Source organism: Microtetraspora sp. NBRC 13810 (assembly GCF_030268685.1).
In the GTDB taxonomy this organism is placed as follows: domain Bacteria; phylum Actinomycetota; class Actinomycetes; order Streptosporangiales; family Streptosporangiaceae; genus BSRQ01.
On sequence record NZ_BSRQ01000005.1, the window covers coordinates 200,952 to 227,081 of the forward strand.

General features: G+C 70.2%; 25 protein-coding genes and 1 pseudogene. 13 read left to right on the forward strand and 13 right to left on the reverse strand.

What is annotated here, in order from left to right; genetic code table 11:
* Position 1 precedes the first annotated feature (1 nt).
* Positions 2–604, reverse strand: coding sequence for a TetR/AcrR family transcriptional regulator (locus QSK26_RS12695; RefSeq protein ID WP_352244320.1), 603 nt, complete (start codon positions 602–604; stop codon positions 2–4).
* A gap of 166 nt (positions 605–770) precedes the next feature.
* On the opposite strand from QSK26_RS12695, the gene abc-f reads away from it, so the two are divergent.
* Together abc-f and QSK26_RS12705 are read left to right on the forward strand one after the other, a co-directional pair.
* The gene (gene abc-f / locus QSK26_RS12700) at positions 771–2,372 is read left to right on the forward strand and encodes a ribosomal protection-like ABC-F family protein (protein ID WP_285775277.1); all 1,602 of its coding nucleotides are present in this window, start codon (positions 771–773) and stop codon (positions 2,370–2,372) included.
* Positions 2,369–3,253, forward strand: coding sequence for a Vgb family protein (locus tag QSK26_RS12705; protein WP_285775278.1), 885 nt, complete (start codon positions 2,369–2,371; stop codon positions 3,251–3,253). The genes abc-f and QSK26_RS12705 overlap by 4 nt, the downstream gene beginning before the upstream one ends.
* Positions 3,254–3,255: 2 nt before the next feature.
* Here the strand turns inward: QSK26_RS12705 and QSK26_RS12710 are convergent, their stop codons facing one another.
* Entirely contained in the window at positions 3,256–3,687 is a 432-nt protein-coding gene (locus QSK26_RS12710) for an ATP-binding protein (protein ID WP_285775279.1), read from the reverse strand.
* Between the two features lie 172 nt (positions 3,688–3,859).
* On the opposite strand from QSK26_RS12710, the gene QSK26_RS12715 reads away from it, so the two are divergent.
* Positions 3,860–4,717 carry a helix-turn-helix domain-containing protein gene (locus QSK26_RS12715; protein WP_285775280.1) on the forward strand — a complete coding sequence of 286 codons (858 nt, stop codon included), beginning with the start codon at positions 3,860–3,862 and terminating at the stop codon, positions 4,715–4,717.
* Positions 4,710–4,913 carry a DUF397 domain-containing protein gene (locus QSK26_RS12720; RefSeq protein WP_285775281.1) on the forward strand — a complete coding sequence of 68 codons (204 nt, stop codon included), beginning with the start codon at positions 4,710–4,712 and terminating at the stop codon, positions 4,911–4,913. The genes QSK26_RS12715 and QSK26_RS12720 overlap by 8 nt, the downstream gene beginning before the upstream one ends.
* 47 nt (positions 4,914–4,960) lie before the next feature.
* Here QSK26_RS12720 and QSK26_RS12725 read toward each other — a convergent pair.
* A pseudogene (locus QSK26_RS12725) lies at positions 4,961–5,107 on the reverse strand (succinate dehydrogenase/fumarate reductase iron-sulfur subunit); the annotation flags it as partial.
* A gap of 485 nt (positions 5,108–5,592) precedes the next feature.
* Between QSK26_RS12725 and tgmA the strand changes: the two are divergent.
* From tgmA to QSK26_RS12745, 4 genes are all read left to right on the forward strand, one after another.
* Positions 5,593–5,814 carry a putative ATP-grasp-modified RiPP gene (tgmA, locus tag QSK26_RS12730; protein ID WP_285775282.1) on the forward strand — a complete coding sequence of 74 codons (222 nt, stop codon included), beginning with the start codon at positions 5,593–5,595 and terminating at the stop codon, positions 5,812–5,814.
* Positions 5,801–6,763 (forward strand): ATP-grasp ribosomal peptide maturase, encoded by a 963-nt coding sequence (tgmB, locus tag QSK26_RS12735; protein ID WP_285775283.1) that lies wholly within the window; start codon positions 5,801–5,803, stop codon positions 6,761–6,763. The genes tgmA and tgmB overlap by 14 nt, the downstream gene beginning before the upstream one ends.
* On the forward strand, positions 6,760–7,932 hold the full coding sequence (tgmC, locus tag QSK26_RS12740; protein ID WP_285775284.1) for an ATP-grasp peptide maturase system methyltransferase: 1,173 nt from the start codon (positions 6,760–6,762) through the stop codon (positions 7,930–7,932). The genes tgmB and tgmC overlap by 4 nt, the downstream gene beginning before the upstream one ends.
* A 121-nt stretch (positions 7,933–8,053) precedes the next feature.
* On the forward strand, positions 8,054–8,176 hold the full coding sequence (locus QSK26_RS12745; RefSeq protein ID WP_285775285.1) for a DUF397 domain-containing protein: 123 nt from the start codon (positions 8,054–8,056) through the stop codon (positions 8,174–8,176).
* Positions 8,177–8,254: 78 nt separating this feature from the next.
* Here QSK26_RS12745 and QSK26_RS12750 read toward each other — a convergent pair whose 3' ends face one another.
* The 5 genes from QSK26_RS12750 to QSK26_RS12770 all read right to left on the reverse strand — a co-directional run bounded on the left by QSK26_RS12750 (position 8,255) and on the right by QSK26_RS12770 (position 14,248).
* Positions 8,255–9,019: a succinate dehydrogenase/fumarate reductase iron-sulfur subunit gene (locus tag QSK26_RS12750; RefSeq protein ID WP_285775286.1), complete on the reverse strand. Its 765-nt coding sequence runs from the start codon at positions 9,017–9,019 to the stop codon at positions 8,255–8,257.
* 2 nt (positions 9,020–9,021) lie between these two features.
* Complete coding sequence (locus QSK26_RS12755) at positions 9,022–10,932, reverse strand: fumarate reductase/succinate dehydrogenase flavoprotein subunit (protein ID WP_285775287.1); 1,911 nt, start codon at positions 10,930–10,932, stop codon at positions 9,022–9,024.
* A gap of 13 nt (positions 10,933–10,945) precedes the next feature.
* Complete coding sequence (gene sdhC / locus QSK26_RS12760; protein ID WP_285775288.1) at positions 10,946–11,749, reverse strand: succinate dehydrogenase subunit SdhC; 804 nt, start codon at positions 11,747–11,749, stop codon at positions 10,946–10,948.
* A gap of 346 nt (positions 11,750–12,095) precedes the next feature.
* Complete coding sequence (locus QSK26_RS12765; RefSeq protein ID WP_285775289.1) at positions 12,096–13,280, reverse strand: PP2C family protein-serine/threonine phosphatase; 1,185 nt, start codon at positions 13,278–13,280, stop codon at positions 12,096–12,098.
* Between the two features lie 32 nt (positions 13,281–13,312).
* A complete protein-coding gene (locus tag QSK26_RS12770) occupies positions 13,313–14,248 on the reverse strand; it encodes a LysR family transcriptional regulator (protein ID WP_285775290.1) in 936 nt (311 codons plus the stop codon).
* 196 nt (positions 14,249–14,444) lie between these two features.
* Between QSK26_RS12770 and QSK26_RS12775 the strand changes: the two genes are divergently transcribed.
* The 3 genes from QSK26_RS12775 to QSK26_RS12785 are packed head-to-tail and all read left to right on the forward strand — an operon-like array spanning position 14,445 to position 17,856.
* A complete protein-coding gene (locus QSK26_RS12775; protein ID WP_285775291.1) occupies positions 14,445–15,200 on the forward strand; it encodes a succinate dehydrogenase cytochrome b subunit in 756 nt (251 codons plus the stop codon).
* A complete protein-coding gene (locus QSK26_RS12780) occupies positions 15,200–17,125 on the forward strand; it encodes a fumarate reductase/succinate dehydrogenase flavoprotein subunit (protein ID WP_285775292.1) in 1,926 nt (641 codons plus the stop codon). Before QSK26_RS12775 ends, QSK26_RS12780 begins: the two co-directional genes overlap by 1 nt.
* Complete coding sequence (locus tag QSK26_RS12785; protein WP_285775293.1) at positions 17,122–17,856, forward strand: succinate dehydrogenase/fumarate reductase iron-sulfur subunit; 735 nt, start codon at positions 17,122–17,124, stop codon at positions 17,854–17,856. The genes QSK26_RS12780 and QSK26_RS12785 overlap by 4 nt, the downstream gene beginning before the upstream one ends.
* A gap of 75 nt (positions 17,857–17,931) precedes the next feature.
* On the opposite strand, the gene QSK26_RS12790 is transcribed toward QSK26_RS12785, so the two are convergent.
* The 4 genes from QSK26_RS12790 to QSK26_RS12805 all read right to left on the reverse strand — a co-directional run bounded on the left by QSK26_RS12790 (position 17,932) and on the right by QSK26_RS12805 (position 20,534).
* Complete coding sequence (locus tag QSK26_RS12790; protein ID WP_285775294.1) at positions 17,932–18,453, reverse strand: hypothetical protein; 522 nt, start codon at positions 18,451–18,453, stop codon at positions 17,932–17,934.
* A 78-nt stretch (positions 18,454–18,531) separates the two neighbouring features.
* Positions 18,532–19,410 carry an SDR family NAD(P)-dependent oxidoreductase gene (locus tag QSK26_RS12795; protein ID WP_285775295.1) on the reverse strand — a complete coding sequence of 293 codons (879 nt, stop codon included), beginning with the start codon at positions 19,408–19,410 and terminating at the stop codon, positions 18,532–18,534.
* 338 nt (positions 19,411–19,748) lie between these two features.
* Complete coding sequence (locus QSK26_RS12800) at positions 19,749–20,297, reverse strand: Clp protease N-terminal domain-containing protein (RefSeq protein WP_285775296.1); 549 nt, start codon at positions 20,295–20,297, stop codon at positions 19,749–19,751.
* Positions 20,298–20,300: 3 nt separating this feature from the next.
* On the reverse strand, positions 20,301–20,534 hold the full coding sequence (locus QSK26_RS12805; RefSeq protein ID WP_285775297.1) for a helix-turn-helix domain-containing protein: 234 nt from the start codon (positions 20,532–20,534) through the stop codon (positions 20,301–20,303).
* A gap of 103 nt (positions 20,535–20,637) precedes the next feature.
* Here QSK26_RS12805 and QSK26_RS12810 point away from each other — a divergent pair, with 103 nt between their 5' ends.
* Together QSK26_RS12810 and QSK26_RS12815 are read left to right on the forward strand one after the other, a co-directional pair.
* Positions 20,638–22,326 (forward strand): ABC transporter ATP-binding protein, encoded by a 1,689-nt coding sequence (locus QSK26_RS12810; RefSeq protein ID WP_285775298.1) that lies wholly within the window; start codon positions 20,638–20,640, stop codon positions 22,324–22,326.
* A 1-nt stretch (position 22,327) separates the two neighbouring features.
* A complete protein-coding gene (locus QSK26_RS12815; protein ID WP_285775299.1) occupies positions 22,328–24,070 on the forward strand; it encodes an ABC transporter ATP-binding protein in 1,743 nt (580 codons plus the stop codon).
* Here the strand turns inward: QSK26_RS12815 and QSK26_RS12820 are convergent.
* Positions 24,063–26,129 carry a S9 family peptidase gene (locus tag QSK26_RS12820; protein WP_285775300.1) on the reverse strand — a complete coding sequence of 689 codons (2,067 nt, stop codon included), beginning with the start codon at positions 26,127–26,129 and terminating at the stop codon, positions 24,063–24,065. The two genes, QSK26_RS12815 and QSK26_RS12820, sit on opposite strands and share 8 nt — an antisense overlap.
* Position 26,130 lies beyond the last annotated feature (1 nt).

The window sequence follows — 26,130 nt, forward strand, 5'->3', positions numbered from 1 at the left end:
GTCAGGTGAAGACGCCGGCGCGGGCCGCTGCCAGGGCGGCGTCGGCGGCTTTGACGGCCGTGCCGGCATCGACGGGTTCGCCGGTGATGAAGAGGCGGTAGTAGATCGGGGCGACGGCGGTTCGTACCGTTTCGGCGGGGTCGGTGCCCTCGGGGAGCTCGCCGCGGGCGATGGCACGGCGCACGATGACGGCGGACTGCTCGTGGCGGGCGGCGAAGAAGGCGTGCAGGGCCTGGGCCGTCGCGGGGCTTCGCACGGCCGCCGAGACGAAGGCCCGGGACACCGGCCCGGCGCCGGGGTCGGCGAAGCCGGACACCACCAGCCCGACCAGGGCGCGCAGGTCGCCTTCGATGCCGCCGGTGTCGGGCAGCGGCCACGGCTCGCCGCTCGCCAGGTCGAGGGCGTCGGCGGCGAGCGCGGCCGGGGTGCCCCAGCGCCGGTAGACCGTCGTCTTGTGCACGCCGGACCGCTCGGCGACCGCCTCCACGGTGAGCCCTTCGAAGCCCTTCTCGGCCAGCTCGGCGAGGGTGGCCTCACGCACGGCCCGGCGGGTCTGCGCGGTCCTGCCGCCCGGCCGGGCCGCGCCCGGCGTGATCGTGGACACGCGCCCTCCAAGGAAACCCGGTTGCTACGACGGTACCGGCTCTGACATCATCAGCTTAACGCAACAAAGTTGTGTTAGCAGTCGGCAACCAGAGGAGCGCAGCAGCGATGGTCCTTTACCCCGATCACCGTGTATCGGCCGCCCACACCGTGTTTCGGAGGTTCGCTTGTCCGCTCAACTCGCCCTGCGGGGCGTCTCCAAGTCCTACGCCGACCGGATCGTCCTCGACGACGTCTCGCTGACCGTACGGCCCGGCGAGCACGTCGGCCTCGTCGGCGAGAACGGCTCGGGCAAGTCCACCCTGCTCCGCCTCATCGCGGGCCTCGAACCACCGGACGACGGCACGATCACGGTCTCGTCCCCCGGCGGCGTCGGCCACCTCGGCCAGACCCTCGACCTCCCGGACGACCACACCGTCCAGCAGGCCGTGGACGCCGCGCTCGCCGACCTCCGCGCCATGGAGCGCCGGATGCGCGAGCTGGAGGCCGACCTCACCGAGGACCGGATGGCCGAGTACGGCGACCTGGTCGGCGCGTACGAGGCGCGCGGCGGTTACGAGGCGGGCGCGCGTACCGACAAGGCGCTGCACGCCCTCGGGCTTGGGCACCTCGGCAGGGACCGCACGCTGGGCGGGCTCTCCGGCGGCGAGCGGGCCCGGCTCGGCCTGGCCTGCCTGCTGGCGGCGGCGCCCGAGGTGATGCTGCTCGACGAGCCCACCAACCACCTCGACGACGCCGGCCTGACCTGGCTGGAGGACCGGCTGCGGGAGCACCGGGGCACGGTGGTCGCCGTCTCGCACGACCGGCGCTTCCTGGACCGGGTGGCGACCGCCGTCCTGGAGGTGGAGGCGGGGGCGGTCGTCCGGTTCGGCGGCGGTTACGGCGGCTTCCTCGCGGAGAAGGCGGCGGCCAGGCAACGCTGGGAGCAGGCTTACGCCGAGTGGTGCGCCGAGGTGGCGCAGGTCGAGGAGTTCGCCGCGACCACGGCGCACCGGGTGGCCCCCGGCCGGGTGATGAAGGACCGCAACAAGATCGCCTACGACCGTGACGCCGGGCGGGTGCAGAGCTCGGTGGCGAGCCGGGTCCGCCAGGCCCGGGAGCGGCTGCGCCGGCTGCACGAGCAGGCCGTGCCGAGGCCGCCGGACCCGCTGCGGTTCGCCGGCGTCTTCGCGGGCGGCGGCTCGCAGGGCGTGCTCGCCGCCCTCGAAGGGGTGCGGGTGGGCGACCGGCTGCGCGTCGGCTCGTTCGCCGTCGCGCCGGGGGAGCGGTTCCTGGTGACCGGGGCGAACGGCGCGGGCAAGTCCACCTTCCTGCGCCTCCTGGCCGGCGAGCTCACCCCCGACGAGGGCACCGTACGGCTGCGCGGCCGGATCGGCCACCTGCCGCAGGAGACGGTCTTCCCCCGGCCGGAGCTGACGGTGCTGGCCGCCTTCGCCGACGGCCGCCCGGGATATCCCGACGAGCACCGGGACCGGCTGCTCGCCCTCGGGCTGTTCCGGGCTGACGCGCTCGGCGTCCCGGTCGGCGCGCTGTCGGTCGGGCAGCGCCGCCGGCTGGCCCTGGCCCGGCTGCTGACCGGCGAGGCCGACCTGCTGCTGCTCGACGAACCCGCCAACCACCTGTCGCTCACCCTGGTCGAGGAACTGGAAGAAGCCCTCGACGCCTACCGGGGCGCCCTGGTCGTCGTCTCACACGACCGGACGCTGCGCGACCGTTTCACCGGCCGCGAGATCGAGATACGTGACGGCCGTCCGGCCGGAGAGGAATGACGTTGCACATCGAAGAGATCCAGGTGTCCGACCGCGAGGCCGGGCCGTACGCGGTCACCGTGGGACCGGACGGGGCGCTGTGGTTCACCCTGGTGCACGCCGGGCGGATCGGACGGCTGGCGCCCGGCGGCGTGCCGTACGAGGTGACGGGTCACCCGCTGGACCCGGCCGCCGGGCCGACGGTGATCACATCGGGGCCGGACGGCGCGCTGTGGTTCACCGAGTACCGGGCGCACCGGATCGGCCGGATCACGACCGGCGGCGAGGTGACCCGGTTCGACCTGCCGACCCCGGCCGCCGGGCCGTACGGCATCGCGGCGGGGCCGGACGGGGCGTTGTGGTTCACCGAGATCAACGTGGGGGCGATCGGCCGGATCACCGTCGCCGGGGAGGTCACCGAGTATCCGCTGCCGGTCGAGGGCGCCTACCCGTCCGCGATCGCCGCCGGACCGGACGGGGCGCTGTGGTTCACCCTGAACCAGGCGGACGCGATCGGCAGGATCGACGCGCACGGCGAGATCGCGATCCACCGGCTGCCGACCGCCGGGGCCGCCCCGGCCGGCATCACGGCCGGGCCGGACGGCGCCCTGTGGTTCACCGAGATCGGCGCGGGCGCGATCGGCCGGATCACCGTCGCCGGCGAGATCACCGAGTTCCCGCTGCCGGACCGGACCGCCCGCCCGCACGCGATCGCGCCCGGCCGCGACGGCACCTGCTGGTACACCGCCTGGGCCACCGCCAGGGTCGGCCGCATCGACGCCACCGGAAAGATCGAGGAGTACGACCTCACGCCCGGTTCGGAGCCGCACGGCCTGACCGTGACCCCGGACGGCGCGGTCTGGGCGGCTCTGGAGACCGGCTCCCTCGCCCGGCTCACCTGACCTTATGAGTGACCCTGCTTCACGGTCATCGGGACGAGCACCCACACCCCGCGCCGGTCCCCCCGAAGCAGCCGTACGCCCCACTCCCGGGACAGGGCCTGCACCAGCCACAGGCCCCTGCCCGACTCATCCGGCGTCTCGTGGTCGGGTTCCCGTGGAGCGGGGACCGTCGCGGCCCCCTCGTCGATCACCTCGATCCGGGCCGTCCCGTCACCCCGGTAGCCGATCAGCACCGTGAGATGCCCGCCGGGGTGGCCCGACCGCGTGTGCCGTACCGCGTTGGCCACCAGCTCGGTCGCCATCACCAGCGCGTCATCGACCACAGGACAACCGGCCGCATCAAGCACCAGCCGCACCCAGTGCCGCGCGACCGGCACGGCCATGCGCGTCCCCGGCACCGTCATGATCATCCCCGCCCGCTCAGCACTGCTCACGCGGTCACCCCTCCCGACTGCCGTGTAACACCTGACCCAGGCGCCGGATGCGGAGAGCGGCGCATGGCTATGGTGGTGGTAGACGAATCGAGGCGTCAATGCACTGTGCAGATTTTGTTTACTTAACGTATTCGGATGGCGACAGTTCTGAGGTTTCGGCAGACTATGTCGCATGTCTCCAACGCACAGTCCCACGGTGAGACTCCGCCGCCTGGCCCGCGAACTACGCAGGATGCGTGAAGACAGCGGGTTGACCCCGGAAGCCGCCGCCGCTCAGCTCGGCTGGAACCGCAGCAAGATCAGCCGGATTGAGACTGGCCGCACCCGCGCCAGTACTGCGGATGTCGCCGCTGTTTGTGATCTCTACGGCGTCGATACTTCGGTGCGCGCCGCGCTGATCGAGCTTGCGAAGGAAGCGCGCCGGCGCGGATGGTGGACGGCTTACGCCGACGTGTTCACCGGCTCGTACGTCGGCCTCGAAGACGAGGCATCGGTGATCCGCCAGTGGGAGGTGCAACTCGTGCCGGGTCTCCTGCAGACGGAGAACTACGCACGGGCTGTGATCAGCGCCGGGCGGCCCGATCCGCAGGACCCCGACGACATCCACAAGCGAGTCACGGGGCGTATGGCGCGGCGTGCGCTGCTGAGTCGTCCCGACGCACCCCAACTCTGTGCAGTGCTTGACGAGGGAGTTGTCCACCGGCCGATCGGCGGTCGTGATCTGATGCGCGAGCAACTGGAAGCTCTGCTGATCACCATGCGCCGGCCGAATGTGACCGTTCGCATCTTGCCCTTCAGCGTGGGAGCACACGCGGGCCTGGAGGGGACCTTCACCATCCTGTCCTTCGCCGAGGACGTCGACCCTGACGTGGCCTACGTGGAGGGGACGGCCGGTGACGTATATGTCGAGGGTTCGGAACAGGTCGAGCGCTATAAAGTGGCATTCGAGCGTATATGCGACGCTGCCCTGTCCCCTGAGGAGTCCCACGGGCTCATCACTGAGGCAAAGGAACGCTGGTCCCATGGTTGACCTGACGTATGCACACTGGCGTAAGAGCACTCGCAGCGGCAGCGGAAACAACTGTGTCGAGGTGGCCGGCAACCTGTCGGGCATAGTCGCCGTGCGTGACAGCAAGGACCCGAGCGGACCGGCGTTGATCTTCACGCCGGGCGAATGGCGGACCTTCGTCTCCGGGGTCAAGGCGGGCGAGTTCGACCGGGCGTAAGGTGCGTGCCGGGACCAGGAACGGCCCCGGCACGTGATGAGCGGACCTCAGCGGGTCTTCGAGTCCGACCGCTTGAAGATCTTGTTGCCCAGCCACACCAGCGGGTCGTACCTGCGGTCGACGACGCGCTTTTTCATCGGGATCAGCGCGTTGTCAGTGATCTTGATGTGCTCGGTGCAGCACTTGGTGATGTTGCGGGACCGTCCCGGTCGCGGGATGTCGGGGTTCGCGGCCTGATCGCTGGGGGTGCCGGTCGTGTCCTGCGGGCAGAGGCGACCGGCACCCCGGTTGTCGCGGGTGGTATGCCGGTAGGGCCCGTCTCCGGGTGGCGTGCCGAGGAGCCTGGGCCGGTAAGGGTGTGCAGGGTACCGATACCTGTTCAGCGGTTTCAGCACGGAGAGCGGTATTTCTCTACGCCAGATAAATGTGACAAAGTGCGGTATCAAGCTCACCCTTTTGACTGAAGGGGATCGCCGGGTCGGGGCGGCCGAGGTAATATCGATCCGCGCGGCAGCACAAAAGAAGATCGGCTTGGAATTTCCCGTGATCACGGCGCGGTCGGATGCCCCTTGAAAGGAGCCTTCCGGAAATGTTTAGCCACGCAGACCGAATCCCCATGTCCCGGCCCACCCAAACACAGGGTGGACCCACAGTCATGCAGCCGTGGGGAGTTTTCCGCATGTCCCCCTATCCGGACGTCATCGAATTCCCCGAATACACGGTCACCATTGACCCTGTGACACAGACCGGCCGGTACGTCGATGAGCACGGCGTAGTCGTAGAGATGAAGCACAAGAAGTCCAATACCGGCACCGAGCAAAAGACGCGGGCGTCAAAGGGCGACGGGAGTTCGCCCAAGGCATTCGATCAGGACATGTCGCAGGACAGTGACCAAGACTAAAGACAAACGACCGGTAATGGTGGTCACCCAAGCGGACGACATGACTGCTGATCTGGTGATTGCCGAACTGCATTTCCGCAACGTGCCGGTTGTGCGCTTTGATTCCGCAGACTTCCCACACGATCTCACCATGTCAGCGGAAATCGGCGATGGGTGCGGACTGTCGGGACAGTTGGCCACAGCGACACGGGAAGCCGACCTTTCAGCGGTGCGGTCCCTGTATTACCGCCGCCCCTCCGGATTTGCCTTTTCCGGCCTTGACGGTCAGGACGCACGATTTGCGACCCTCCAAGCAAGGTACGGCTTGGGTGGCGTGCTGGCTTCCCTGTCGGATTGCCTTTACGTGAATCATCCCCATGCGATCGCAGACGCGGAATTCAAACCAGCGCAACTCTCAACGGCGATCGCATCGGGATTCGATGTCCCTCCGACCCTCATCACCAACGATCCCGACAAGGCTCGCAGGTTCGTAAGAGACCATCGGAGAGTCGTTTACAAGCCCCTCCGCTCAACCGAGTACGAAATCAACGGGACAGCCGTCACGGTATGGACACAAGAAGTGTCTGCCGACGAAATAGACGACAGGGTCGCCGGGACCATGCACCTATTTCAACGGGCGGTGCCCAAGAAATATGATCTGAGGATCACCGTTGCCGGGGACGCCATGTTCGCCGTGCAGATTCATTCCCCTTTGCTCGACTGGCGGCAAGACTACGAGCAGATAGAATACCGGGTCATGCAAGTTCCCGACAAGATCGCCGACAAGATACACCTCTACCTGGATCACTTCCGCCTCGTGTCGGGATGCTTTGACTTCGCCATTGATGCCGACGATCGGCCCGTATTTCTGGAATGCAACCCAAACGGGCAATGGGCTTGGATGCAAGCTCCGACCGGACTGTCCATGGCAACCGCATTCGCCGATCTCCTGGAAATGGGCCGATCGTGAACGAAGCACAACTGCGCCGCCGGCTAGCCGACCAGCTACAAGAATCCGGCGCCCTCAGATCGCCGCAGTGGCGCGCAGCCGTTGAAAGAATCCCCCGCCATCTGTTCATTCCGGAATTCTTTCGCTCCGTCATCACCTCCGAAGGTATGATGTGGGAATCGGTCACACCGAAAAGCACCGGAATCGACGAGTTGATGACACTCGCCTACGAGAACAAAACCTGGGTCACGCAGATCGACGGACATATTTACCCGGGGGAGACGGAAAAACCGGTTCCCGCCGGAAACCCCACCTCGTCATCGACACTTCCCGCACTCGTGGTCGCGATGCTCGAAGACCTGGACGTAGGCGATGACAGCAAAGTCATGGAAATCGGAACCGGTACCGGGTACTCAACAGCGCTCTTGTGTGAGCGAGTCGGCGCCGAAAACGTCGTCAGCATTGAAACCGACGCCGGCCTTGCCGCGCGTGCGGCCCGCGCGATTCATCAGACCGGACACAATCCTACGCTTATCACGGGCGACGGGCTCGACGGATTCCGGCCTCGGGCACCATATGACCGGATCATCGCGACCTGCTCAGTCCGACACATCCCCGCCGCATGGATTGCACAAAGCAAGCCGGGCGCAACCATCCTGACCACACTTTCCGGCTGGCAATACGGCTCCGGATACGTCAGGCTCACCGTTGAAGCGGACGGAACCGCCTCCGGCCGATTCTTGCCCGACACCTACTCATTCATGCCGGCCCGCCCCCACATGCCGCCACCGGTCGATTTGGGGGACACCAAAGAAATAGATGCCGGCGAACCCCGGCCGGCCGTCGTCCACCCTGACACCCTTCACGATTGGACTGCGCAATTCGTTGCGCAACTCGCGACCCCCGGCGCCCAATGTGTCGGAAAGAGCGTGGACGGCGGCCCGTGGGTCGACTACTACGTGGACGCCGCCACGGGTTCTATCGCCGCCGTCACTCCGCAAGACGACGGAATGCCCCTTGTCCGGGAAATTGGTCCCGTCGCGATCTGGAGCAGCATCGAGAGCGCGATAACCGACTGGCGGGAGATCGGATCGCCCGGGATCGACGAATTTCGAATCATTGTCACCCCCGGCCGGCAGACCGTTTTGATTCCCGCCCATGAGTCGTTTACGTGGCGACTCCCGCAATAGGACGGGAAGCGTCACCGCGTGGTGACCGGCTGGCTTTCGGCGACTTCGCCGACGTGTTGCCCAGCGGCACCAGCGACTGGCTGACCCACCGTTCCAGGTATCGGCCGTTCGGAGCGGGGGCGTGCTTCGGCGCGTCGGCGTACGTGACAGCAAGGACCCGAGCGGACCGGCGTTGATCTTCACGCCGGGCGAATGGCGGACCTTCGTCTCCGGGGTCAAGGCGGGCGAGTTCGGCCGGGCGTAGGCCGGCGCCACCTTTCGGGCTTCATGGGGAAAGCGCGTGCCGGGACCGGGAACGGCCCCGGCACGTGATGAGCGGACCTCAGCGGGTCTTCGAGTCCGACCGCTTGAAGATCTTGTTGCCCAGCCACACCAGCGGGTCGTACCTGCGGTCGACGACGCGCTCCTTCATCGGGATCAGCGCGTTGTCAGTGATCTTGATGTGCTCGGGGCACACCTCGGTGCAGCACTTCGTGATGTTGCAGTAGCCGAGGCCGTGCTCGTCCTGGGCGATGTCCTTGCGGTCGGCCACGTCGTACGGGTGCATGTCCAGCTCGGCGATCCGCATGAGGAAGCGCGGGCCCGCGAAGTTCGGCTTGTTCTCGTCGTGGTCGCGGATCACGTGGCAGACGTTGTTGCACATGAAGCACTCGATGCACTTGCGGAACTCCTGGGACCGCTCGACGTCGACCTGCTTCATCCGGTACTCGCCCGGCTTCACGTCCGCGGGCGGCGTGAAGGACGGGATCTGCCGCGCCTTGTCGTAGTTGAACGACACGTCGGTGACGAGGTCCTTGATCACGGGGAACGTGCGCATCGGCGTCACCGTGATGGTCTCGTCCTCCTCGAAGGTGGACATCCGGGTCATGCAGCCCAGCCGCGGCTTGCCGTTGATCTCCATCGAGCAGGAGCCGCACTTGCCCGCCTTGCAGTTCCACCGCACGGCCAGGTCCGGAGCCTGGGTCGCCTGGAGCCGGTGGATGATGTCGAGGACGACCTCGCCCTCGTTCACCTCGACGGTGAAGTCCTCCAGCTTGCCTTCGCCGCCCTCGCCGCGCCAGACGCGGAACTTCGCCTTGTAGCTCATCATCACTCCTTGACCGCGGCGACCGCCGCGACCGCGGCGTCGTACTCGGCCAGCTCTTCGTCGGTGAGGTATTTGCTCAGCTCGTCCCGGTCGAACAGGGCGATGAGGTCGGCGCGCATCGACGGCTGGAACTGCTCCTCGACGGTCACCGTGTCGCCGTCGTCGGTGGCCGAGCAGACCAGCAGCCTGCGCCGCCACTCGGGGGACATGCCGGGGAAGTCGTCGCGGGTGTGGCCGCCGCGGCTCTCCTGCCTGATCAGGGCGGCGCGCGCGACGCACTCGCTGACCAGCAGCATGTTGCGCAGGTCGAGGCAGAGGTGCCAGCCCGGGTTGTAGATCCGGGTGCCGGCCGCGCCGACGCCCCTGGCCCGCTCCTTGAGCTTCTCCACGGCCTCCATGGCCTCGGCGACCTCGTCCGCCTTGCGGATGATGCCGACCAGGTCGTTCATCGTGCGCTGGAGCTCGTGGTGCACCTCGTACGGGTTCTCCCCGGCGCGCTCCAGCGGGGCCAGGGCCTCGTTCCTGGCCTCGGTCAGCGTCGCCTCGGACGCCTTCGGGCGCCGCGCCAGGTCGTCCACGTACGAGGCCGCGCCCGCGCCCGCCCGGCGGCCGAAGACCAGCAGGTCGGACAGCGAGTTGCCGCCGAGACGGTTGGAGCCGTGCATGCCGCCGGACACCTCGCCGGCCGCGAACAGGCCGGGCACGGACGCCGCGCCGGTGTCCGCGTCCACCTCGACGCCGCCCATGATGTAGTGGCAGGTCGGCCCCACCTGCATCGGCTCGGTGGTGATGTCGACGTCGGCCAGCTCCTTGAACTGGTGGTGCATCGACGGCAGCCGCCTGCGGATCTCCTCGGCCGGCAGCCGGGTCGAGACGTCGAGGAAGACGCCGCCCTGCGGTGATCCGCGCCCGGCCTTCACCTCGGCGTTGATCGCCCGCGCCACCTCGTCACGCGGCAGCAGCTCCGGAGGCCGGCGGTTGCCCGCCTGGTCGGTGTACCAGCGGTCGGCCTCCTCCTCGGTGGTGGCGTACTTGTCCTTGAACACCTCGGGGATGTAGTCGAACATGAACCGCTTGCCCTCGGAGTTGCGCAGCACCCCGCCGTCGCCGCGCACCGACTCGGTGACCAGGATGCCGCGCACCGAGGGCGGCCACACCATGCCGGTCGGGTGGAACTGGATGAACTCCATGTTGATCAGCTTCGCCCCGGCCAGCAGCGCGAGCGCGTGGCCGTCGCCGGTGTACTCCCAGGAGTTGGAGGTCACCACGTAGGACTTGCCGATGCCGCCGGTCGCGAGGACCACGGCGGGCGCGTCGAAGGCGATGAGCGAGCCGTTCTCCCGCCAGTAGCCGAAGGCGCCCGCGATCGCGTCGCCGTCCTTCATCAGCCGGGTGATCGTGCACTCGGCGAAGACCTTGATGTAGGCCTCGTAGTCGCCGTGCACCGCGTAGTCCTCCTGCTGGAGGGCGACGACGCGCTGCTGGAGGGTGCGGATCAGCTCCAGGCCGGTGCGGTCGCCGACGTGCGCCAGCCGGGGGTACTCGTGCCCGCCGAAGTTACGCTGGCTGATCTTGCCGTCCTTGGTGCGGTCGAAGAGCGCGCCCCACGCCTCCAGCTCCCACACCCGGTCGGGCGCCTCCATGGCGTGCAGCTCGGCCATCCGCCAGTTGTTGAGGAACTTGCCGCCGCGCATCGTGTCGCGGAAGTGGACCTGCCAGTTGTCGTTCGGGTTGACGTTGCCCATCGCCGCCGCCGCGCCACCTTCGGCCATGACGGTGTGCGCCTTGCCGAACAGCGACTTGCACACGATCGCGGTCTTCTTGCCCTGCTGGCGTGCTTCGATGGCCGCCCTCAGCCCGGCTCCGCCCGCGCCGATGACGACGACGTCGTACTCGTGACGTTCGATTTCCATGGTCAGGGCTTCCTTAGAAGAACGTGATGTCCGTGATGACGGTCTTGGCCACCAGGCGGACGTAGAGGTCGGCGATCATGACGGAGAACATCGACACCCACGCCAGTTGCTGGTGCTTGGCGTTGAGCTTGGAGACGAACATCCACATCCGGTACCGCATCGGGTGCCGGGAGAAGTGGTTGAGGCGTCCCGCGGTGATGTGCCGGCAGGAGTGGCACGACAGCGTGTAGGCGACGATCAGGACGGCGTTGACCACGAGGATCAGCGTGCCGAGCCCCATGTGCCCCCACTCGCCCTCGTGGTTGCGGAAGGCGAGGACCGCGTCGTAGCTGAGCACCGCCGCGATGAGGATGGCCGCGTAGAAGAAGTAGCGGTGCACATTCTGGATGATCAGCGGGAGGCGGGTCTCACCGGTGTACTTCTTGTGCGGCTCGCCCACGGCGCACGCGGGCGGCGACAGCCAGAACGACCGGTAGTAGGACTTGCGGTAGTAGTAGCAGGTCAGCCGGAATCCCGCCGGCAGGCCCAGGATCAGGATGCCGGGCGGCAGCGGGAACCAGTCGCCCACCGGTGCCCACCCGAACAGCCGCGCGCCCTCGGGGCAGGCCGTGGTGAGGCAGGGGGACGAGAACGGCGCGATGTAGGGCTCCACGAAGTAGCTGGAGTCGAAGATCGCCCAGAACCCGTACACAAGGAATGCCGCAAGCGCGGCGAACGTTACCGCCGGAGCGAGCCACCATCGGTCTGTCCGCAGGGTGCGCACCTTGAGTTGCGCCCGCTGCCTTCTGGCAGTGCTCTCGGCTGTTGTCTGGGTCATCTTTGACCTCTCCACCTCCCGCGGACCCTGCTCGCTTCGGGGTCCGGGTTCCGTCCTGTCGTGCGCGCCGGCTGAGGGTCGCGCCGAATCTCACGCCGACGCCGCTGTTGGTGGCAGATACGTTACGACTCCCACCTCGCATTGTGTGAGCACGGTCACTCACTTTTTGGTCACCCAGGTGTGATGTCTGTCACGTAGCACCGGCGCCTCGCCCCGAGCGTGGCAGTTTGCCCACTGTCACGGAATTCGTCGATGCAGCGGACTACCCGAATGAACCCATTCAAATCTACCGGCTCGCCCGAGTGCGCGTTCGCGCTGGTCATCGGGGGAAAGGTGTGGTGTGGCGTCAGGGGCGCACGCGGCGGACGAGCACCACGGCCAGGTCGTCGTTCAGCGGCGCGCGTCCCCGCTGGGTGACGGTGTCCACGATCCGGTCCAGATCGACGCCGCCCTGCTCGCGGATGAGGTCGAGCAGCCCGTCGGTGCCGAGCAGGTCGCCGGGTGAGCCGACGGTGGCCTCGATCAGGCCGTCGGTGTAGAGGAGCACCGTCCACTCGTCGCCCAGCGGCACGTCGATGGGGGTCCAGGTGGAGTCGGGGAACACGCCGAGCGGCGGTCCGGAGGGGGTGCCGGGGACGACGCCGGGCGCGCCGCCGCGGATGAGGACGGGCGGCGGGTGACCCGCCACGTACAGGCGGGCGTGGTCCAGCCCGGGGGAGACGACAGCCGTGCACAGGGTGGTGAAGATCTCCGCCGACTTGCGCTCAAGCCGTAGCACGGTGTCCAGCGTCCGCAGCAGGTCCTCGCCGGTGTGCCCGGCCAGCACCAGCGTGCGCCAGGCGATCCGCAGCGCGACGCCGAGCGCGGCCTCGTCCGGGCCGTGCCCGCACACGTCGCCGACGACCACGTGCACCGAGCCGTCCGCGGCCTGCACCGTGTCCAGGAAGTCGCCGGCGAGCAGCGACGCCTCCCGGCCCGGCAGGTAGCGGCTGCGGTGTTCGAGGGCGTCGGTGCGGAGCAGGGCCACCGGCAGCAGCCCGCGTTCCAGCCGGGCGTTCTCGGCGGCCAGCATCTCGGCCTCCATGAGCCGGCGCTGGGCCCGCCGCTGGGCCAGGTCGGCCCGTTTGCGCTCCATCGCGTACCGCACGGCCCGGCCGAGCAACCGTTCGTCCACATCCTGTTTCACCAGGTAGTCCTGCGCGTCCGCGGCCACCGCCGCCGCACCCACGTGCGCGTCGTCGAGCCCGGTGAGCACCAGGACGGCCGCGTGCGGTGCCAGCGTCAGCACCTGTTCCAGCGCCTGAAGACCGGTGGCGTCGGGCAGCGACAGGTCCACGAGCACGCACTGGACCTCGGCGGTGAGCCGCGCCCTGCTCTCCGCCAGGTTGCGCACCCAGGTGAGCTTCACGGGGATGCCGGTGTCGTTCAGCACGTCCTCGACGAGGAAGGCGTCGCCCTCGTCGTCCTCGATGAGCAGGAGCGCGAGCGTCTCCGGCGACGCCGCTGCGGCGCCCGGCAGGGAGGCGGTCACTGGCTACCTCTGGAGAGTCGGGACGGGTGGGACTAACCGGCGGTACTGGCCAGCTCGACTCCCTGGGGGAGGATGCCCTCGTGGGCGGCCTCGGTGAGGAAGAAGAGCAGGGTCGCCCGGAAGGCGTGCGCGGCGCGGGTGGGCTCGACGTCCTTGCGGTGGGCGAGCGCTATCGTACGGCTCAGCCCGGGAGGCGCGAGCGGGGTCCCGGACAGGCCGGGGCGGCCGTCCAGCACCATCGACGGGACCACCGCGACGCCCAGCCCGGCTTCCACGAAGCGCAGCACCGCGTCCATCTCGCCCCCCTCCACCGCGAAGCGCGGCTCGAACCCGGCGTGCCGGCACGCGCTGAGCGTCGCCTCGCGCAGGTCGTAGCCGCGGCGGAACATCACCATCGGCCGCCCGCGCAGCTCCTCGATGCGCAGGTACGGCTTGCGCGTCCGGGTGTGCGACGGGGAGACCACGACCAGATTTTCCCTGAGGATCTCCTCGGTGACCAGCGACGGATCGTTGCTCTGCAACGGCAGGATGATCAGCGCGAGGTCGAGCTGCCCCCTGGCGAGATCCTTCACCAGGTCCCGCGAGCCGCCCTCCTCGACCAGCAGTTCCACGCCCGGATAGTCCTTGTGGTACCTCGCCAGGGCGTCGGCCAGCAGCCCGGCGCACAGGGACGGGGTGGCGCCCAGCCGTACCCGGCCGCGGCGCAGCCCGGCCAGTTCGGCGACCTCCCTGCGGGCGGTGTCGGCGTCGGCGAGCATGCGCCGGGCGAGCGGCAGTAGCGCCTCGCCGGCGGGGGTGAGCGTGACGTTGCCCCGGGCGCGGCTGAACAGCGGCGCGCCGAGGTCGGCCTCCAGCGCCCTGATCTGCTTGCTCAACGACGGCTGCGCGACCCGCATCCGCTCGGCCGCCTGCGTGAAGTGCCGGGCCTCGGCCACGGCCAAGAAGTAGGCCAGTTGCTGGAGCTGCACATTTCCATAGCGTAGGGCTATCGTTTCGGCCGCCTGACAGCGCCCCACGGCATCAGGTGAGGATGTGAAATTGGTCGCAGATCCCCGCGAACGGGAAGCGTGGCACGGCCCGAAGCTGAGCCCATAGCCGGATGCTATGGAAACCAGACGCGCGATGACTTGGACGGATGACGGACCCCTTCGTAGCGTCCGGTATGTGACAGCCACGATCAACCGCGGATCAGCCACGGCGCCGGTGAGCCCGCCGACCCCTGGCAAGCCCGTGCACACCGCACCGCCCGGAAAGCTGGGCTCCTCCAACGGCAAGAAGGCCGTGATGGCCGTCACGGGCGCGATCATGGTCCTGTACCTCGTCGCCCACGTCGTCGGCAACCTGAAGATCTTCTACGGCGCCGACACGTTCAACGAGTACGCGCACTGGCTGCGTACCGTCGGGGAGCCCGCGGTGCCGCCGCGCACGGTGCTGACGATCGTGGAGATCGTGCTCAGCGTGAGCGTGCTGCTGCACATGTGGTCGGCGATCTCGCTGGCACGGCGGGCGCGCAGGGCGCGGCCGGTGAAGTACGCGGCCCGGCGCAAGTCGCAGGCGTCCGGCTACGCCGTGCGCACCATGCGCTACGGCGGCGTGATCATCCTGCTGTTCCTGATCTGGCACCTGCTCGACCTGACCTTCGGGGCCGTCAACCCCGCCGGCGCGGAGGGCCTGCCCTACGACCGGATCGTCCAGGGCTTCGCGGCCGGCCGCTGGCCGGTCACCGTGTTCTACGTCGTCGCGCTGGTCATGCTCGGGCTGCACCTGCGGCACGGCATGTGGAGCGCGTTCCAGACGCTGGGGCTGGCGCACGGCCGCGGCTACCGCCCGCTGAAGGTGACCGCCGCCGCGGTGGCGGTCGTGCTGGTCCTCGGGTTCCTCTCGGTGCCCCTCGCCGTGACGTTCGGAGTGGTCAAGTGATGCATTACACCGTGGGTGACCCGATCAAGGACGCCAAGGCGCCCGAGGGTCCGATCGAGGACCGCTGGGACAAGCGCCGCTTCTCCGCCAAGCTGGTCAACCCGGCCAACAAGCGCAAGCTCACCGTCATCGTCGTGGGCACCGGCCTGGCGGGCGGCTCCGCCGCGGCCACCCTGGGCGAGCTGGGCTACAAGGTCAAGTCCTTCTGCTACCAGGACTCCCCGCGCCGGGCGCACTCCATCGCGGCCCAGGGCGGCATCAACGCCGCGAAGAACTACCGGGGCGACGGCGACTCGATCTACCGGCTGTTCTACGACACCGTCAAGGGCGGCGACTTCCGCGCCCGCGAGTCGAACGTCTACCGTCTCGCCCAGGTCAGCGTGAACATCATCGACCAGGCGGTGGCCCAGGGCGTGCCGTTCGCCCGCGAGTACGGCGGCCTGCTCGACACCCGGTCCTTCGGCGGCGCCCAGGTCTCGCGCACCTTCTACGCCCGCGGCCAGACGGGCCAGCAGCTTTTGCTCGGCGCCTACCAGGCGCTGGAGCGGCAGATCGCGGCCGGCACGGTCGAGATGCACACCCGGCACGAGATGCTCGACCTGGTGATCAGCGACGGCCGGGCGCGCGGCGTCATCGTCCGCGACATGGTCACCGGCGAGATCGAGACGCACCTCGCGGACGCCGTGGTGCTGGCCAGCGGCGGCTACGGGAACGTGTTCTTCCTGTCCACCAACGCCAAGGGCTGCAACACGACGGCGATCTGGCGGGCGCACCGCCGGGGCGCCTACTTCGGCAACCCGTGCTACACCCAGATCCACCCGACCTGCATCCCGGTCAGCGGCGAGTACCAGTCCAAGCTGACCCTGATGTCGGAGTCGCTGCGCAACGACGGCCGGGTCTGGGTGCCGCTGCGCAAGGGCGACGAGCGCCCGCCGGCGGAGATCCCCGAGGACGAGCGCGACTACTACCTGGAGCGCATCTACCCGGCGTTCGGCAACCTGGTGCCCCGCGACATCGCCTCCCGCGCCGCGAAGAACGTCTGCGACGAGGGCCGCGGCGTCGGCCCCGGCGGCCTGGGCGTCTACCTCGACTTCGCCGACGCGATCCGGCGGCTCGGCCAGCACGCCGTGGAGCAGAAGTACGGCAACCTCTTCGAGATGTACGAGCGCATCACCGGCGAGAACCCGTACAACGTGCCGATGCGCATCTACCCGGCCGTCCACTACACGATGGGCGGCCTGTGGGTGGACTACGACCTCCAGTCCACCATCCCCGGCCTGTTCGTGATCGGCGAGGCGAACTTCTCCGACCACGGCGCCAACCGGCTCGGCGCCTCGGCGCTGATGCAGGGTCTCGCGGACGGCTACTTCGTGCTGCCCACCACGGTCGGCGACTACCTCGCCGCCGGGCCGTTCGGCGAGGTGGACGCGGAGGCGGTGGACGAGGCCGTCGGCCAGGTCCGCTCCAAGATCGACCGGCTGCTGGCGGTGAACGGCGACCGCACCGCCGACTCCTTCCACCGCGAGCTGGGCAAGCTCATGTGGGACTACTGCGGCATGGAGCGCACCGAGGAGTCGCTGCGCAAGGCGCTGGAGCGGATCCCCGAGCTGCGCAAGGAGTTCTGGGAGAACGTCAAGGTGCCCGGCGACGGCGAGGGGCTCAACCAGGCGCTGGAGCGGGCCGGCCGGGTGGCCGACTTCTTCGACCTCGCCGAGCTGATGTGCGTCGACGCCCTGCACCGCACCGAGTCCTGCGGCGGCCACTTCCGCGCCGAGTCCCAGGACGCCGACGGTGAGGCGCTGCGCGACGACGAGAACTTCGCCTACGTCGCCGCCTGGGAGTTCCAGGAGGAGGGCGGCCCGGTGCTGCATCGCGAAGACCTGAACTACGAGTACGTCAAGATGACCCAGCGGAGCTACAAGTGAAACTGACCCTAGAGGTCTGGCGGCAGAACGGCCCGGCGGACCGCGGGCGCATGGTGACGTACCAGGTGGAGGACGTGTCGCCGGACATGTCGTTCCTGGAGATGCTGGACGTGCTCAACGAGCGGCTGATCCTCAACGGTGAGGAGCCGATCGCGTTCGACCACGACTGCCGCGAGGGCATCTGCGGCATGTGCGGCATGGTCATCAACGGTGTCGCGCACGGCGAGCAGCGCGCCACCACGACCTGCCAGCTGCACATGCGGCACTTCGAGGACGGCGAGACCGTCACCATCGAGCCGTGGCGGGCCGCGCCCTTCCCGGTGGTGAAGGACCTGGTCGTGGACCGCTCCGCGTTCGACCGGATCATCCAGGCCGGCGGGTTCATCTCGGTCCCGGCCGGTTCCGCGCCGGACGCGCACGCCGTACCGGTCAGAAAGGACGACGCCGACGCCGCGTTCGACGCGGCCACCTGCATCGGCTGCGGCGCCTGCGTGGCGGCGTGCCCGAACGGCTCGGCCTCCCTCTTCACCGCCGCCAAGATCACCCACCTCGGCCTGCTCCCGCAGGGCCAGCCGGAACGCGACGCCCGCGCCAAGGCCATGGTGGAGCAGATGGACGTCGAGGGCTTCGGCGGCTGCACCAACACCGGCGAGTGCACCGCGGTCTGCCCCAAGGGCATCCCGCTGGACACCATCGCCCGGATGAACCGGGACTACCTCAAGGCCAGGTAGGTCCTTCCCCGCCACCCCCGGTGACCGCTGGTGCGCACCGGGGGTTTCCGGGCTCCGGACCCGTTTCTCCGGGACCTATCTGGGGCCGAGGCGCAGGACCGCCATGTCGCCGTCCACCGCGACGACGGTCACGGCCACCGAGTTCATGATCGACGTCTTGCCCGGGGCCTGCCCGCCGAGGGTCAGCATGATCCCCGGTCCGGTGCCGACCACCGTGACCCGGCCGTCCTCGATCGACTCCACCCGCATGACCTCGACGCCCACCGGCCGGGAGAAGTCGATCTCGTCCTGCGCCGACACGAGAACCTCGCACCGCCCGTCGGCGCAGCTGCGCAGGTCGTCGCCGTCGGACGCGGCCGGCAGCTCGCCCGTGCCGGGCGCCGGCGGGGAGTCCGCCGCGGGCACGGAGGACGTGGAGGTGGGGGTGGGCGCCGGCGGGTTCGGCCGGGCGGTGGTGGGCGCCGGCGGGTTCGGCCGGGCGGTGGTGGGCGAGCGGGACGCCTCGACGCCCGGCGGCCCCGCCGTGCCGCCCGCCCCGCAGCCCGCGGCGGTGGTGGCGGCCAGTGCGATCGTGAACGACGTGACGGTGCGGCGCATCGTTCCTCCTGTGAGACGGCTCAGCTTTGCGTTACCCCACCGGAGGTTCACGTAACGTTCCGTGGCGGGCCGGGAACGTCACGCTTTCTGGCTGAGTGGGTCAAGCTCGGCGGCGGTCACGTCGTCGTGGTCGGTGCTGACGGTCAGGTCGTGCCAGCGGGCGTCCTCCTCCGCGCGGGCCCGCGCGACGGCGGTGCCGTAGGCGTAGGCGTCCGTGCCGAGGAGGAGCCGCACCGGCGGCTCCGCCAGCCCGGCCACGGTCAGCACGACCTGCGCGACCTTGGCGGGGTCGCCCGCCGCGTTGCCGGTGCCGGACCGCAGCAGCCGCGCGATGGCCCCCACCGTCCCCTCGTACGGCTCGCCGACCGGCGGGATCGTCATGGACGCCCCGGCCCAGTCGGTGCGCATGCCGCCCGGCTCCAGCACGGTGACCTTGACGCCCAGCGGGCCCACCTCCTGGGCGAGCGCCTCGGAGAACCCGCCGACCGCCCACTTGGCGGCCTGGTAGGCGGACAGCCCCGGCGTCGTCACCCGCCCGCCCACGGACGAGATCTGGATGATGTGCCCGGACCCCTGCGCGCGCAGCACCGGCACGGCCGCCTTGGACACGTTGACGACGCCGAACAGGTTGGTCTCGATCTGGGCCCGGAAGCCCTCCGGGGTGATGTCCTCCAGGGAGGCCAGGTCGGCGTAGCCGGCGTTGTTCACCACCACGTCGAGCCGGCCGAACGTCTCGACGGCCGCCCGCACCGCCGCCTCCGCCGCCTCCGCGTCGGTGACGTCCAGCACGACGGGGTGAATTCGCTCGCCGTACTTCGTCGTGAGGTCGGCGAGCCGCTCCGGCGTGCGGGCGGCGGCGACCAGGCGGTGCCCGGCGCCGAGCACCGCCTCGGCGATGTGCCGCCCCAGGCCGCGTGCGCTTCCGGTGACCAGGAAGACCTTGTCGTCGGCGGACATGTGCGAACCTCCAAATGAATACTCACTCAATAGCTCTCAGTCAGGGAACCACCCGCCGGTGCGAGTTGTCAACTAAACGGATATTTATATCGTTGGACGTCCTCTGAGCTGGTGGAACGCCTGTCAGTGGGGCTGTGGAAGGGCCATCCGCCGCCCGGGGGGAAGGCGGCCGGGCCCGTGCTCCGCCTGATCGCCGCACCCGTGGCCTACGTGGCGGGTCTCGTCGCGGACCCGGCGATCAGGCGGGGCGGCGGCAACACCGCCGGCGCCCACCCGGAGCGGCTCTCGGCCTGTGCCGCGCCGCCGGGCTGGACCTGGGTCCCGCCGGGGGCGGTCAGTCAGGAGCGGTCGATGAGGTGGGGAAGGAGGTGGGTGCGGACGGTTTCCGGGGCGATGCCCTTCTCGACGATGATCTTCATGGCCAGGCCCTCGCCCTCGCGCAGGATGCCGAGCAGGATGTGGCCGTCGGCGATGTGCTTGTGCTTGAGGCGGAGGGCCTCGCGCAGGGAGAGCTCCAGGGCCTTCTTGGCGCGCGGGTTGAAGGGGATGTGCCCGGTCGGTGACCGGCGGGCGCCACGGGGACGGTCGAGGGCGCCGGGGCCGAAGGTCTCCTCGATCTTCTCCCGTACGGCGCCGAGGTCGATGCCGATCGAGCCGAGGGCGTCGGCGTCGAGGTCGTCGGAGCCGACATATCGCAGGATCGCGGCGGTCGCCTCCGCGTGGGTGAGGCCCAGCTCGCCCAGGATCCGGGCGGGCGGGCGGTCGGTGGCCCGGAGCAGGGCGAGCAGGAGGTGCTCCGTGCCGATGTGGCCGTGGCGCAGCGCCCGCGACTCCACCTGGGCCTCGGTGACCACGTGCCTGGCCGCCGTGGTGAACCGCTCGAACATCGGTCAGTCCTTCCTTCTCAGTAGTCCACGGCCGCCCGCGTACTTCTTGTGCACCGCCTGGCGGGTCACGCCCAGATGGGTCGCGATCTCCTGCCAGGACCAGCCCATCTCGCGGGCGTTGTCCACCTGGAGTGCCTCCAGTCGTTCCACCAGCGTGCGCAGCGCCCGCACGGCGCGCAGGCCGATCGCCGGGTCGCGGCTGCTGGCGTCGGAGGCCAGTTGCGCTGTATCGCTCATAGATGTCAATGTAGGTTGACGCCGAGGCGATGTCAACCCTGGTTGACATCGCGCCGAATTCAAGTTGTCGGCCAGGACCGGATTTGCCAGGCTGGAGGGTGCTATGCGCTCGCTACCAGTCGCCGATCCCGGCACGCCCGACGCCCGTGGACCCATCCGCTACCTCACCTGGGTAGCCCGCAGCCAGGCGGGCCCCCTGGCCCTCGGCGTCGGTTTCGCGACCTTATGGTGGCTCGGCCAGGCACTCGTCCCGTGGGTCGTCGGCGCGGCCGTCGACGCGATCGACGCGCGGGACGTCCGTGCCCTGGCCGAATGGGCGGGAGTGCTGCTCGTGCTGGGTGTCGGGCAGGCGGCCTTCGGCGTGATGCGCCACCGGCTGGCCGTCTACAACTGGCTGGCCGCCGCCTACAGCACGGTCCAGGTGACCGTCAGGCAGGCCACCCGCCTCGGCGCCACCCTGCCCAAGCGGCTGTCCACCGGCGAGGTCGTCAGCGTCGGCAACAGTGATATCGCGCACATCGGCAACGCCATGGACATCCTGCTCCGCGGCACCGGCGCGATCATCGCCATCGTCGCGGTCACCGTCATCCTCCTCGGCACCTCGCCGCCGCTCGGACTGATCGTGCTGGTGGGCGTGCCGGTGATGATGCTGGCCCTCAGCCCGATGCTCAAGCCGCTGCACCGCCGCCAGCACCGCCAGCGCGACCTCCAGGGCGACCTGTCCAGCCGGGCCGCCGACATCGTGTCCGGCCTGCGGGTGCTGCGCGGCATCGGCGGCGAGCAGGTCTTCGCCGGCCGCTACCGGGACGAGTCCCAGCGGGTACGGCACGCCGGCGTGCGGGTGGCCGTGGTCGAGTCGGTGCTCGAAGGCGCCCAGATCCTGCTGCCCGGCCTGCTGGTGGCCGGCGTGACCTGGCTCGGCGCCACCTTCGCCCAGCGCGGCGAGATCACCCCCGGCGAACTCGTCGCGTTCTACGGCTACGCGGTCTTCCTGATCGCACCGCTGCGCACGCTGACCGAGGCGGCCGACAAGCTGACCAAGGGCCACGTCGCCGCCCGCCGCGTGGTGCGCATCCTCGGCCTGGAGCCGGAGATCGGCGGCGGCACCTCCCGGGTCCGGGGCGGCCCGCTGGCGGACGCCGCGTCCGGGGTGACCGTGCGGCCCGGCGCGTTCACCGCGATCGCGGCCGGCACCCCCGAGGACGCCATCGAGATCGCCAACCGGCTCGGCCGCTACACCGACGGCGACGTCACCTTCGGCGGCGTCCCGCTGGCCGGGCTGCCGGTGGCCGAGGTGCGCCGGCGGATCCTGGTCGCCGACAACAACGCCGCGCTGTTCGCCGGACGGCTGCGCGACGAGCTCGACGTGCTCGGCACCGCCTCGGCGGAGGAGATGCGCGCGGCGCTGCACGCCGCCGGCGCCGAGGACATCATCGACGCGCTCCCGGACGGCCTGGACTCCGTCGTGGCGGAGTCCGGCAGGGAGTTCTCCGGCGGCCAGCGCCAGCGGCTCAGGCTGGCCAGGGCGCTGCTCGCGAACGCCGAGGTGCTCATCCTGGTCGAGCCGACCAGCGCGGTCGACGCGCACAGCGAGGCGCGCATCGCCGACCGGCTCGCCAAGGCGCGCTCGGGCCGTACCACGGTCGTGTGCACGACCAGCCCGCTGGTGCTCGACCAGACCGACCACGTGATCTACGTCGCGGACGGCGTCGTGCGCGCCGAGGGCACCCACAGGGAACTGCTCGCCGCCGAGCCCCGCTACCGGGCGACCGTGACCAGAGAAGAGGGCTGACATGGCCAGGCAGATCCTGCCGGTCGCCGACCGGGCACAGGTGCGCTCCTACGCCCGGCGGCTGGTGTTGAAGTACCCGCGCGAGCTGGGCACGGCGCTCGGCCTGCACGGCCTGGCGGCGGTCTCCGGACTGGCCGCGCCGCGCCTGCTCGGCGACCTGGTGCAGGACGTCCGCACGCAGGCGGCGGTCGACGTCGCCGGGGTCGCCCTGGCCATCGGCGCCTTCATGGTCGTCCAGTCCGTGCTGATCGGGTGCGCGGTCTACGCGTCCTCCCGGCTCGGCGAGAAGGTGCTCGCCGAGCTGCGCGAGGAGTTCGTCGACCAGGTGCTCGCCCTGCCGCTGTCCACCGTGGAGAGCGCCGGATCCGGCGACCTGATCACCCGCACCTCACGGGACGCGGACGCGCTGTCCCGGTCGGTACGGCACGCCGTGCCCGAGACGCTGATCGCCGTGGTCACCGGTGTCTTCGTGGTGGGCGCGCTCATCCTGAACGGCCCGCTGTTGGTGCTGCCGGGCCTGATCGCCGTGCCGCTGCTGTGGTTCTCCACCCGGTGGTACCTCAGCCGGGCCAGGGACGGTTACCTGCGGGAGAACGCCGCGTACGCGGACATGACCGAAGGGCTGGCCGAGACCGTCGAGGGGGCGCGGACCGTCGAGGCGCTGGGACTCGCGGCCCGGCGGCACGCGCGCACAGACCGCGACATCGCCACCTCCTGGCGGGCCGAGCGGTACACGCTGGGCCTGCGCACCGTCTGGTTCCCCTCGGTGGAGATCGGCTACGTGATCCCGGTGGTGACCACGCTCTTCGTCGGCGGCCTGTTCTACATCGAGGACTGGGTGACCATCGCCCAGGTGACCACGGCCACGCTCTACGTGCAGCAGCTCATCGACCCGCTGGACCGGTTGCTGAGCTGGATGGACGAGCTCCAGGTGGGCGGGGCGGCGATGGCCAGGCTGCTCGGCGTGGCCGACGTGCCCGACGACCGGGTGGCGGGTTCGGCGCGGCCCGACGGCGAGGACCTGGCCGCCGCCGATGTGCGCTACGCCTACCGGGAGGGCCACGACGTGCTGCACGGCGTCGATCTGACGGTCGCGCCCGGCGAGCGGCTGGCGATGGTGGGGCCGTCGGGGGCGGGCAAGTCGACGCTGGGCCGGCTGCTCGCGGGCATCCACGGGCCGCGCACCGGCGAGGTGGCGGTGGGCGGCGTGCCGCTGGTGGACCTGCCGCTCGGTGACCTGCGTGGCCACGTGGCCCTGGTGACCCAGGAGCACCACGTCTTCCGCGGCACCCTGCGGGACAACCTGCTGATCGCCAGGCCGGACGCCGACGACGAGCGGATCATCGAGGCCCTGCGCGCGGTGGACGCCTGGGAGTGGGCCGAAGGGCTGCCCGACGGGCTGGACACCGTCGTCGGGTCGAACGGCGCGGCCGTGTCGCCCGCCCAGGCCCAGCAGATCGCGCTGGCCCGGCTGGTGCTCGCCGACCCGCACACGCTGGTTCTGGACGAGGCGACCTCGCTGATCGACCCGAGGGCGGCCAGGCACCTGGAGCGTTCCCTCGCGGCCGTCCTGCACGGCCGTACCGTGATCGCCATCGCGCACCGGCTCTACACCGCGCACGACGCCGACCGGGTCGCGGTCGTGGAGGACGGCCGGATCAGCGAGCTGGGCTCACACGACGACCTCGTCGCGGAGGGCGGCTCCTACGCCGCCCTCTGGGACTCCTGGCACGGGGTCAGGTGAGCGCCTTCTTCAGGAAGTCCACCTGGAGCAGCAGCAGGTTCTCGGCCACGACCTCCTGAGGGGTCATGTGGGTGACGCCCGACAGCGGCAGCACGCTGTGCGGGCGGCCCGCGGCCAGCAGCGCCGACGACAGCCGCAACGTGTGCGCGGCCACCACGTTGTCGTCGGCCAGGCCGTGGATGAGCAGCAGCGGACGGTCGAGCTTGCCCGCGTCGGCGAGCAGGCTCGACCGCTCGTACCTGGCCGGGTCCTCCGCCGGGTCGCCGAGGTAGCGCTCGGTGTAGGCGGTGTCGTAGAGGCGCCAGTCGGTCACCGGCGCGCCGGCGATCGCCGCGTGGAAGACGTCGGGCCGGCGCAGCACGGCGAGCGCGGCGAGGAAGCCGCCGAAGGACCAGCCGCGGATGGCGACCCGGTCGAGGTCGAGGTCGCCGGGGTGACGCTCGGCCGCGCCGCGCAGCGCGTCCACCTGGTCCTCCAGGACGGGCGTGGCGAGGTCGTGCCGCACGGTCCGCTCGAAGGCCGGGCTCCGGCCGGGGGTGCCCCGGCCGTCGGCCACGACCACCGCGAAGCCCTGCTCGGCGAACCACTGACTGGTCAGGAACGTGCCATTGGCGGCCAGCACGCGCTGGGCGTGCGGCCCGCCGTACGGGTCCATCAGGACGGGCAGGCGCCGGGAGCCGGGCTCGTGCCAGGACGGGAGCAGGACGGCGGTGGACAGCTCCCGCTCGCCGGTCCTGAGCAGTGAGACGCGCAGCTCCAGGCCGGGACGCGCGGCCAGCGAGCGCACGGGCCGGGTGTCCCCGCCGGGCCGGCGGACCGTGGTGACGACGCCCTCGCCGTCGAGGGTCTGCGCGGTCACGACGGTCACCCCGGCGGCCAGCTGCCCGTTGTACACGCCGGAGCCGGAGGTCAGCGGGGTGATCGAGCCGTCGGCCCAGGTCCACAGGTGGATCTCGGACGGGTCGCCGCCGCTCGCCCGGAACAGCACGGTATCGCCGTCCACGCTCGCGACGGACCGCACGTAGAGGGAGGGCGGGGTGACCGGCTCGCCGCCGATCAGCAGCCGCCGGCCGCCGTCCGCGTTGGTCACCCAGACCGGCCGGCCGTCCGTTAGGTGCGCGGGCACGCCGGGCGTGATGTCCACCCAGGCGGGATCGGTGTCCTCGCGGACCACCGTGGTGGCCCCGGTCGCCGGGTCGGCGTCGAGCACCCGCATGGTCCGCTGGTCGCGGGACAGCGTGACGATCGACAGGCCGTGCGCGTCCCAGGCCGCGGTCACGACGTACTCGTGCTCGTACGGCACCGCCACCCGCGACCCGTCCAGCCCGAGCACGAACAGCTCCACCACGGCGTTGGGCGTGCCCGCCGACGGATAACGCTGCTCGGCGGCGGGACGGTCCGGGTTGGCCGGGTCGGCGATGTGCCAGAGCTGGACCGGCTCCTCGTCCACCCGCGCGGCCAGCAGCTCCCGGCCGGAGGGCGCCCACCAGTGGCCCCGGAACCGCTCCAGCTCCTCGGCGGCGACGAACTCGGCCAGGCCGTAGGTCACGGTCGGGGACTCGGGGGAGGCCAGCGCCTCGTCCCGGTCCGAGGCCAGCTCCCTGACGCGCAGGGCGCCGCCGGTCACGTAGGCGACGTGTGTGCCGTCGGGGGAGACCCGGGGGTCGAGGACCGGGCCGGGGGTGGACAGCTCTCGGGTGGCGCCGGTGCCGAGGTCGGTGACGTACAGCGTGCCGGACAGGGTGAAGGCCGCCACGGTGACGGCTCCGTCGGTCGAGTAGGCGACGACGCCGCCGGCCACCTCGCGGCTGCGCTCACGCCTGGCGCGCTCCTCGGCCGGCAGGTCCTCGTCGGCGGCGTCGAGCGAGCGCGGGTCGACGATCAGCCGCTCCGCCCCGGTCTCGACGTCTAGCTCCCACAGGCAGTTCACCGGGTCGGTGCCGTCCTTGGCGCGCTGGAAGATGATCCGCCCGCCGTCGGGAGCGATGGTGAAGCCTCGCGGGACGCCGAGCGTGAAGCGGCGGGTCCTGGCGTGGAGGCGGGGAAAACTCTCGCTCATG

What these genes read in the sequence shown, in the direction of transcription:
- QSK26_RS12705 (WP_285775278.1), top strand. Translation starts at nt 2,369, where the DNA reads ATGACGTTGCACATCGAAGAGATCCAGGTGTCCGACCGCGAGGCCGGG.
- QSK26_RS12715 (WP_285775280.1), top strand. Translation starts at nt 3,860, where the DNA reads ATGTCTCCAACGCACAGTCCCACGGTGAGACTCCGCCGCCTGGCCCGC.
- QSK26_RS12720 (WP_285775281.1), top strand. Translation starts at nt 4,710, where the DNA reads ATGGTTGACCTGACGTATGCACACTGGCGTAAGAGCACTCGCAGCGGC.
- tgmA (WP_285775282.1), top strand. Translation starts at nt 5,593, where the DNA reads ATGTCCCCCTATCCGGACGTCATCGAATTCCCCGAATACACGGTCACC.
- QSK26_RS12750 (WP_285775286.1), bottom strand. Translation starts at nt 9,019, where the DNA reads ATGAGCTACAAGGCGAAGTTCCGCGTCTGGCGCGGCGAGGGCGGCGAA.
- QSK26_RS12755 (WP_285775287.1), bottom strand. Translation starts at nt 10,932, where the DNA reads ATGGAAATCGAACGTCACGAGTACGACGTCGTCGTCATCGGCGCGGGC.
- sdhC (WP_285775288.1), bottom strand. Translation starts at nt 11,749, where the DNA reads ATGACCCAGACAACAGCCGAGAGCACTGCCAGAAGGCAGCGGGCGCAA.
- QSK26_RS12780 (WP_285775292.1), top strand. Translation starts at nt 15,200, where the DNA reads ATGCATTACACCGTGGGTGACCCGATCAAGGACGCCAAGGCGCCCGAG.
- QSK26_RS12790 (WP_285775294.1), bottom strand. Translation starts at nt 18,453, where the DNA reads ATGCGCCGCACCGTCACGTCGTTCACGATCGCACTGGCCGCCACCACC.
- QSK26_RS12795 (WP_285775295.1), bottom strand. Translation starts at nt 19,410, where the DNA reads ATGTCCGCCGACGACAAGGTCTTCCTGGTCACCGGAAGCGCACGCGGC.
- QSK26_RS12800 (WP_285775296.1), bottom strand. Translation starts at nt 20,297, where the DNA reads ATGTTCGAGCGGTTCACCACGGCGGCCAGGCACGTGGTCACCGAGGCC.
- QSK26_RS12805 (WP_285775297.1), bottom strand. Translation starts at nt 20,534, where the DNA reads ATGAGCGATACAGCGCAACTGGCCTCCGACGCCAGCAGCCGCGACCCG.
- QSK26_RS12810 (WP_285775298.1), top strand. Translation starts at nt 20,638, where the DNA reads ATGCGCTCGCTACCAGTCGCCGATCCCGGCACGCCCGACGCCCGTGGA.
- QSK26_RS12815 (WP_285775299.1), top strand. Translation starts at nt 22,328, where the DNA reads ATGGCCAGGCAGATCCTGCCGGTCGCCGACCGGGCACAGGTGCGCTCC.
- QSK26_RS12820 (WP_285775300.1), bottom strand. Translation starts at nt 26,129, where the DNA reads ATGAGCGAGAGTTTTCCCCGCCTCCACGCCAGGACCCGCCGCTTCACG.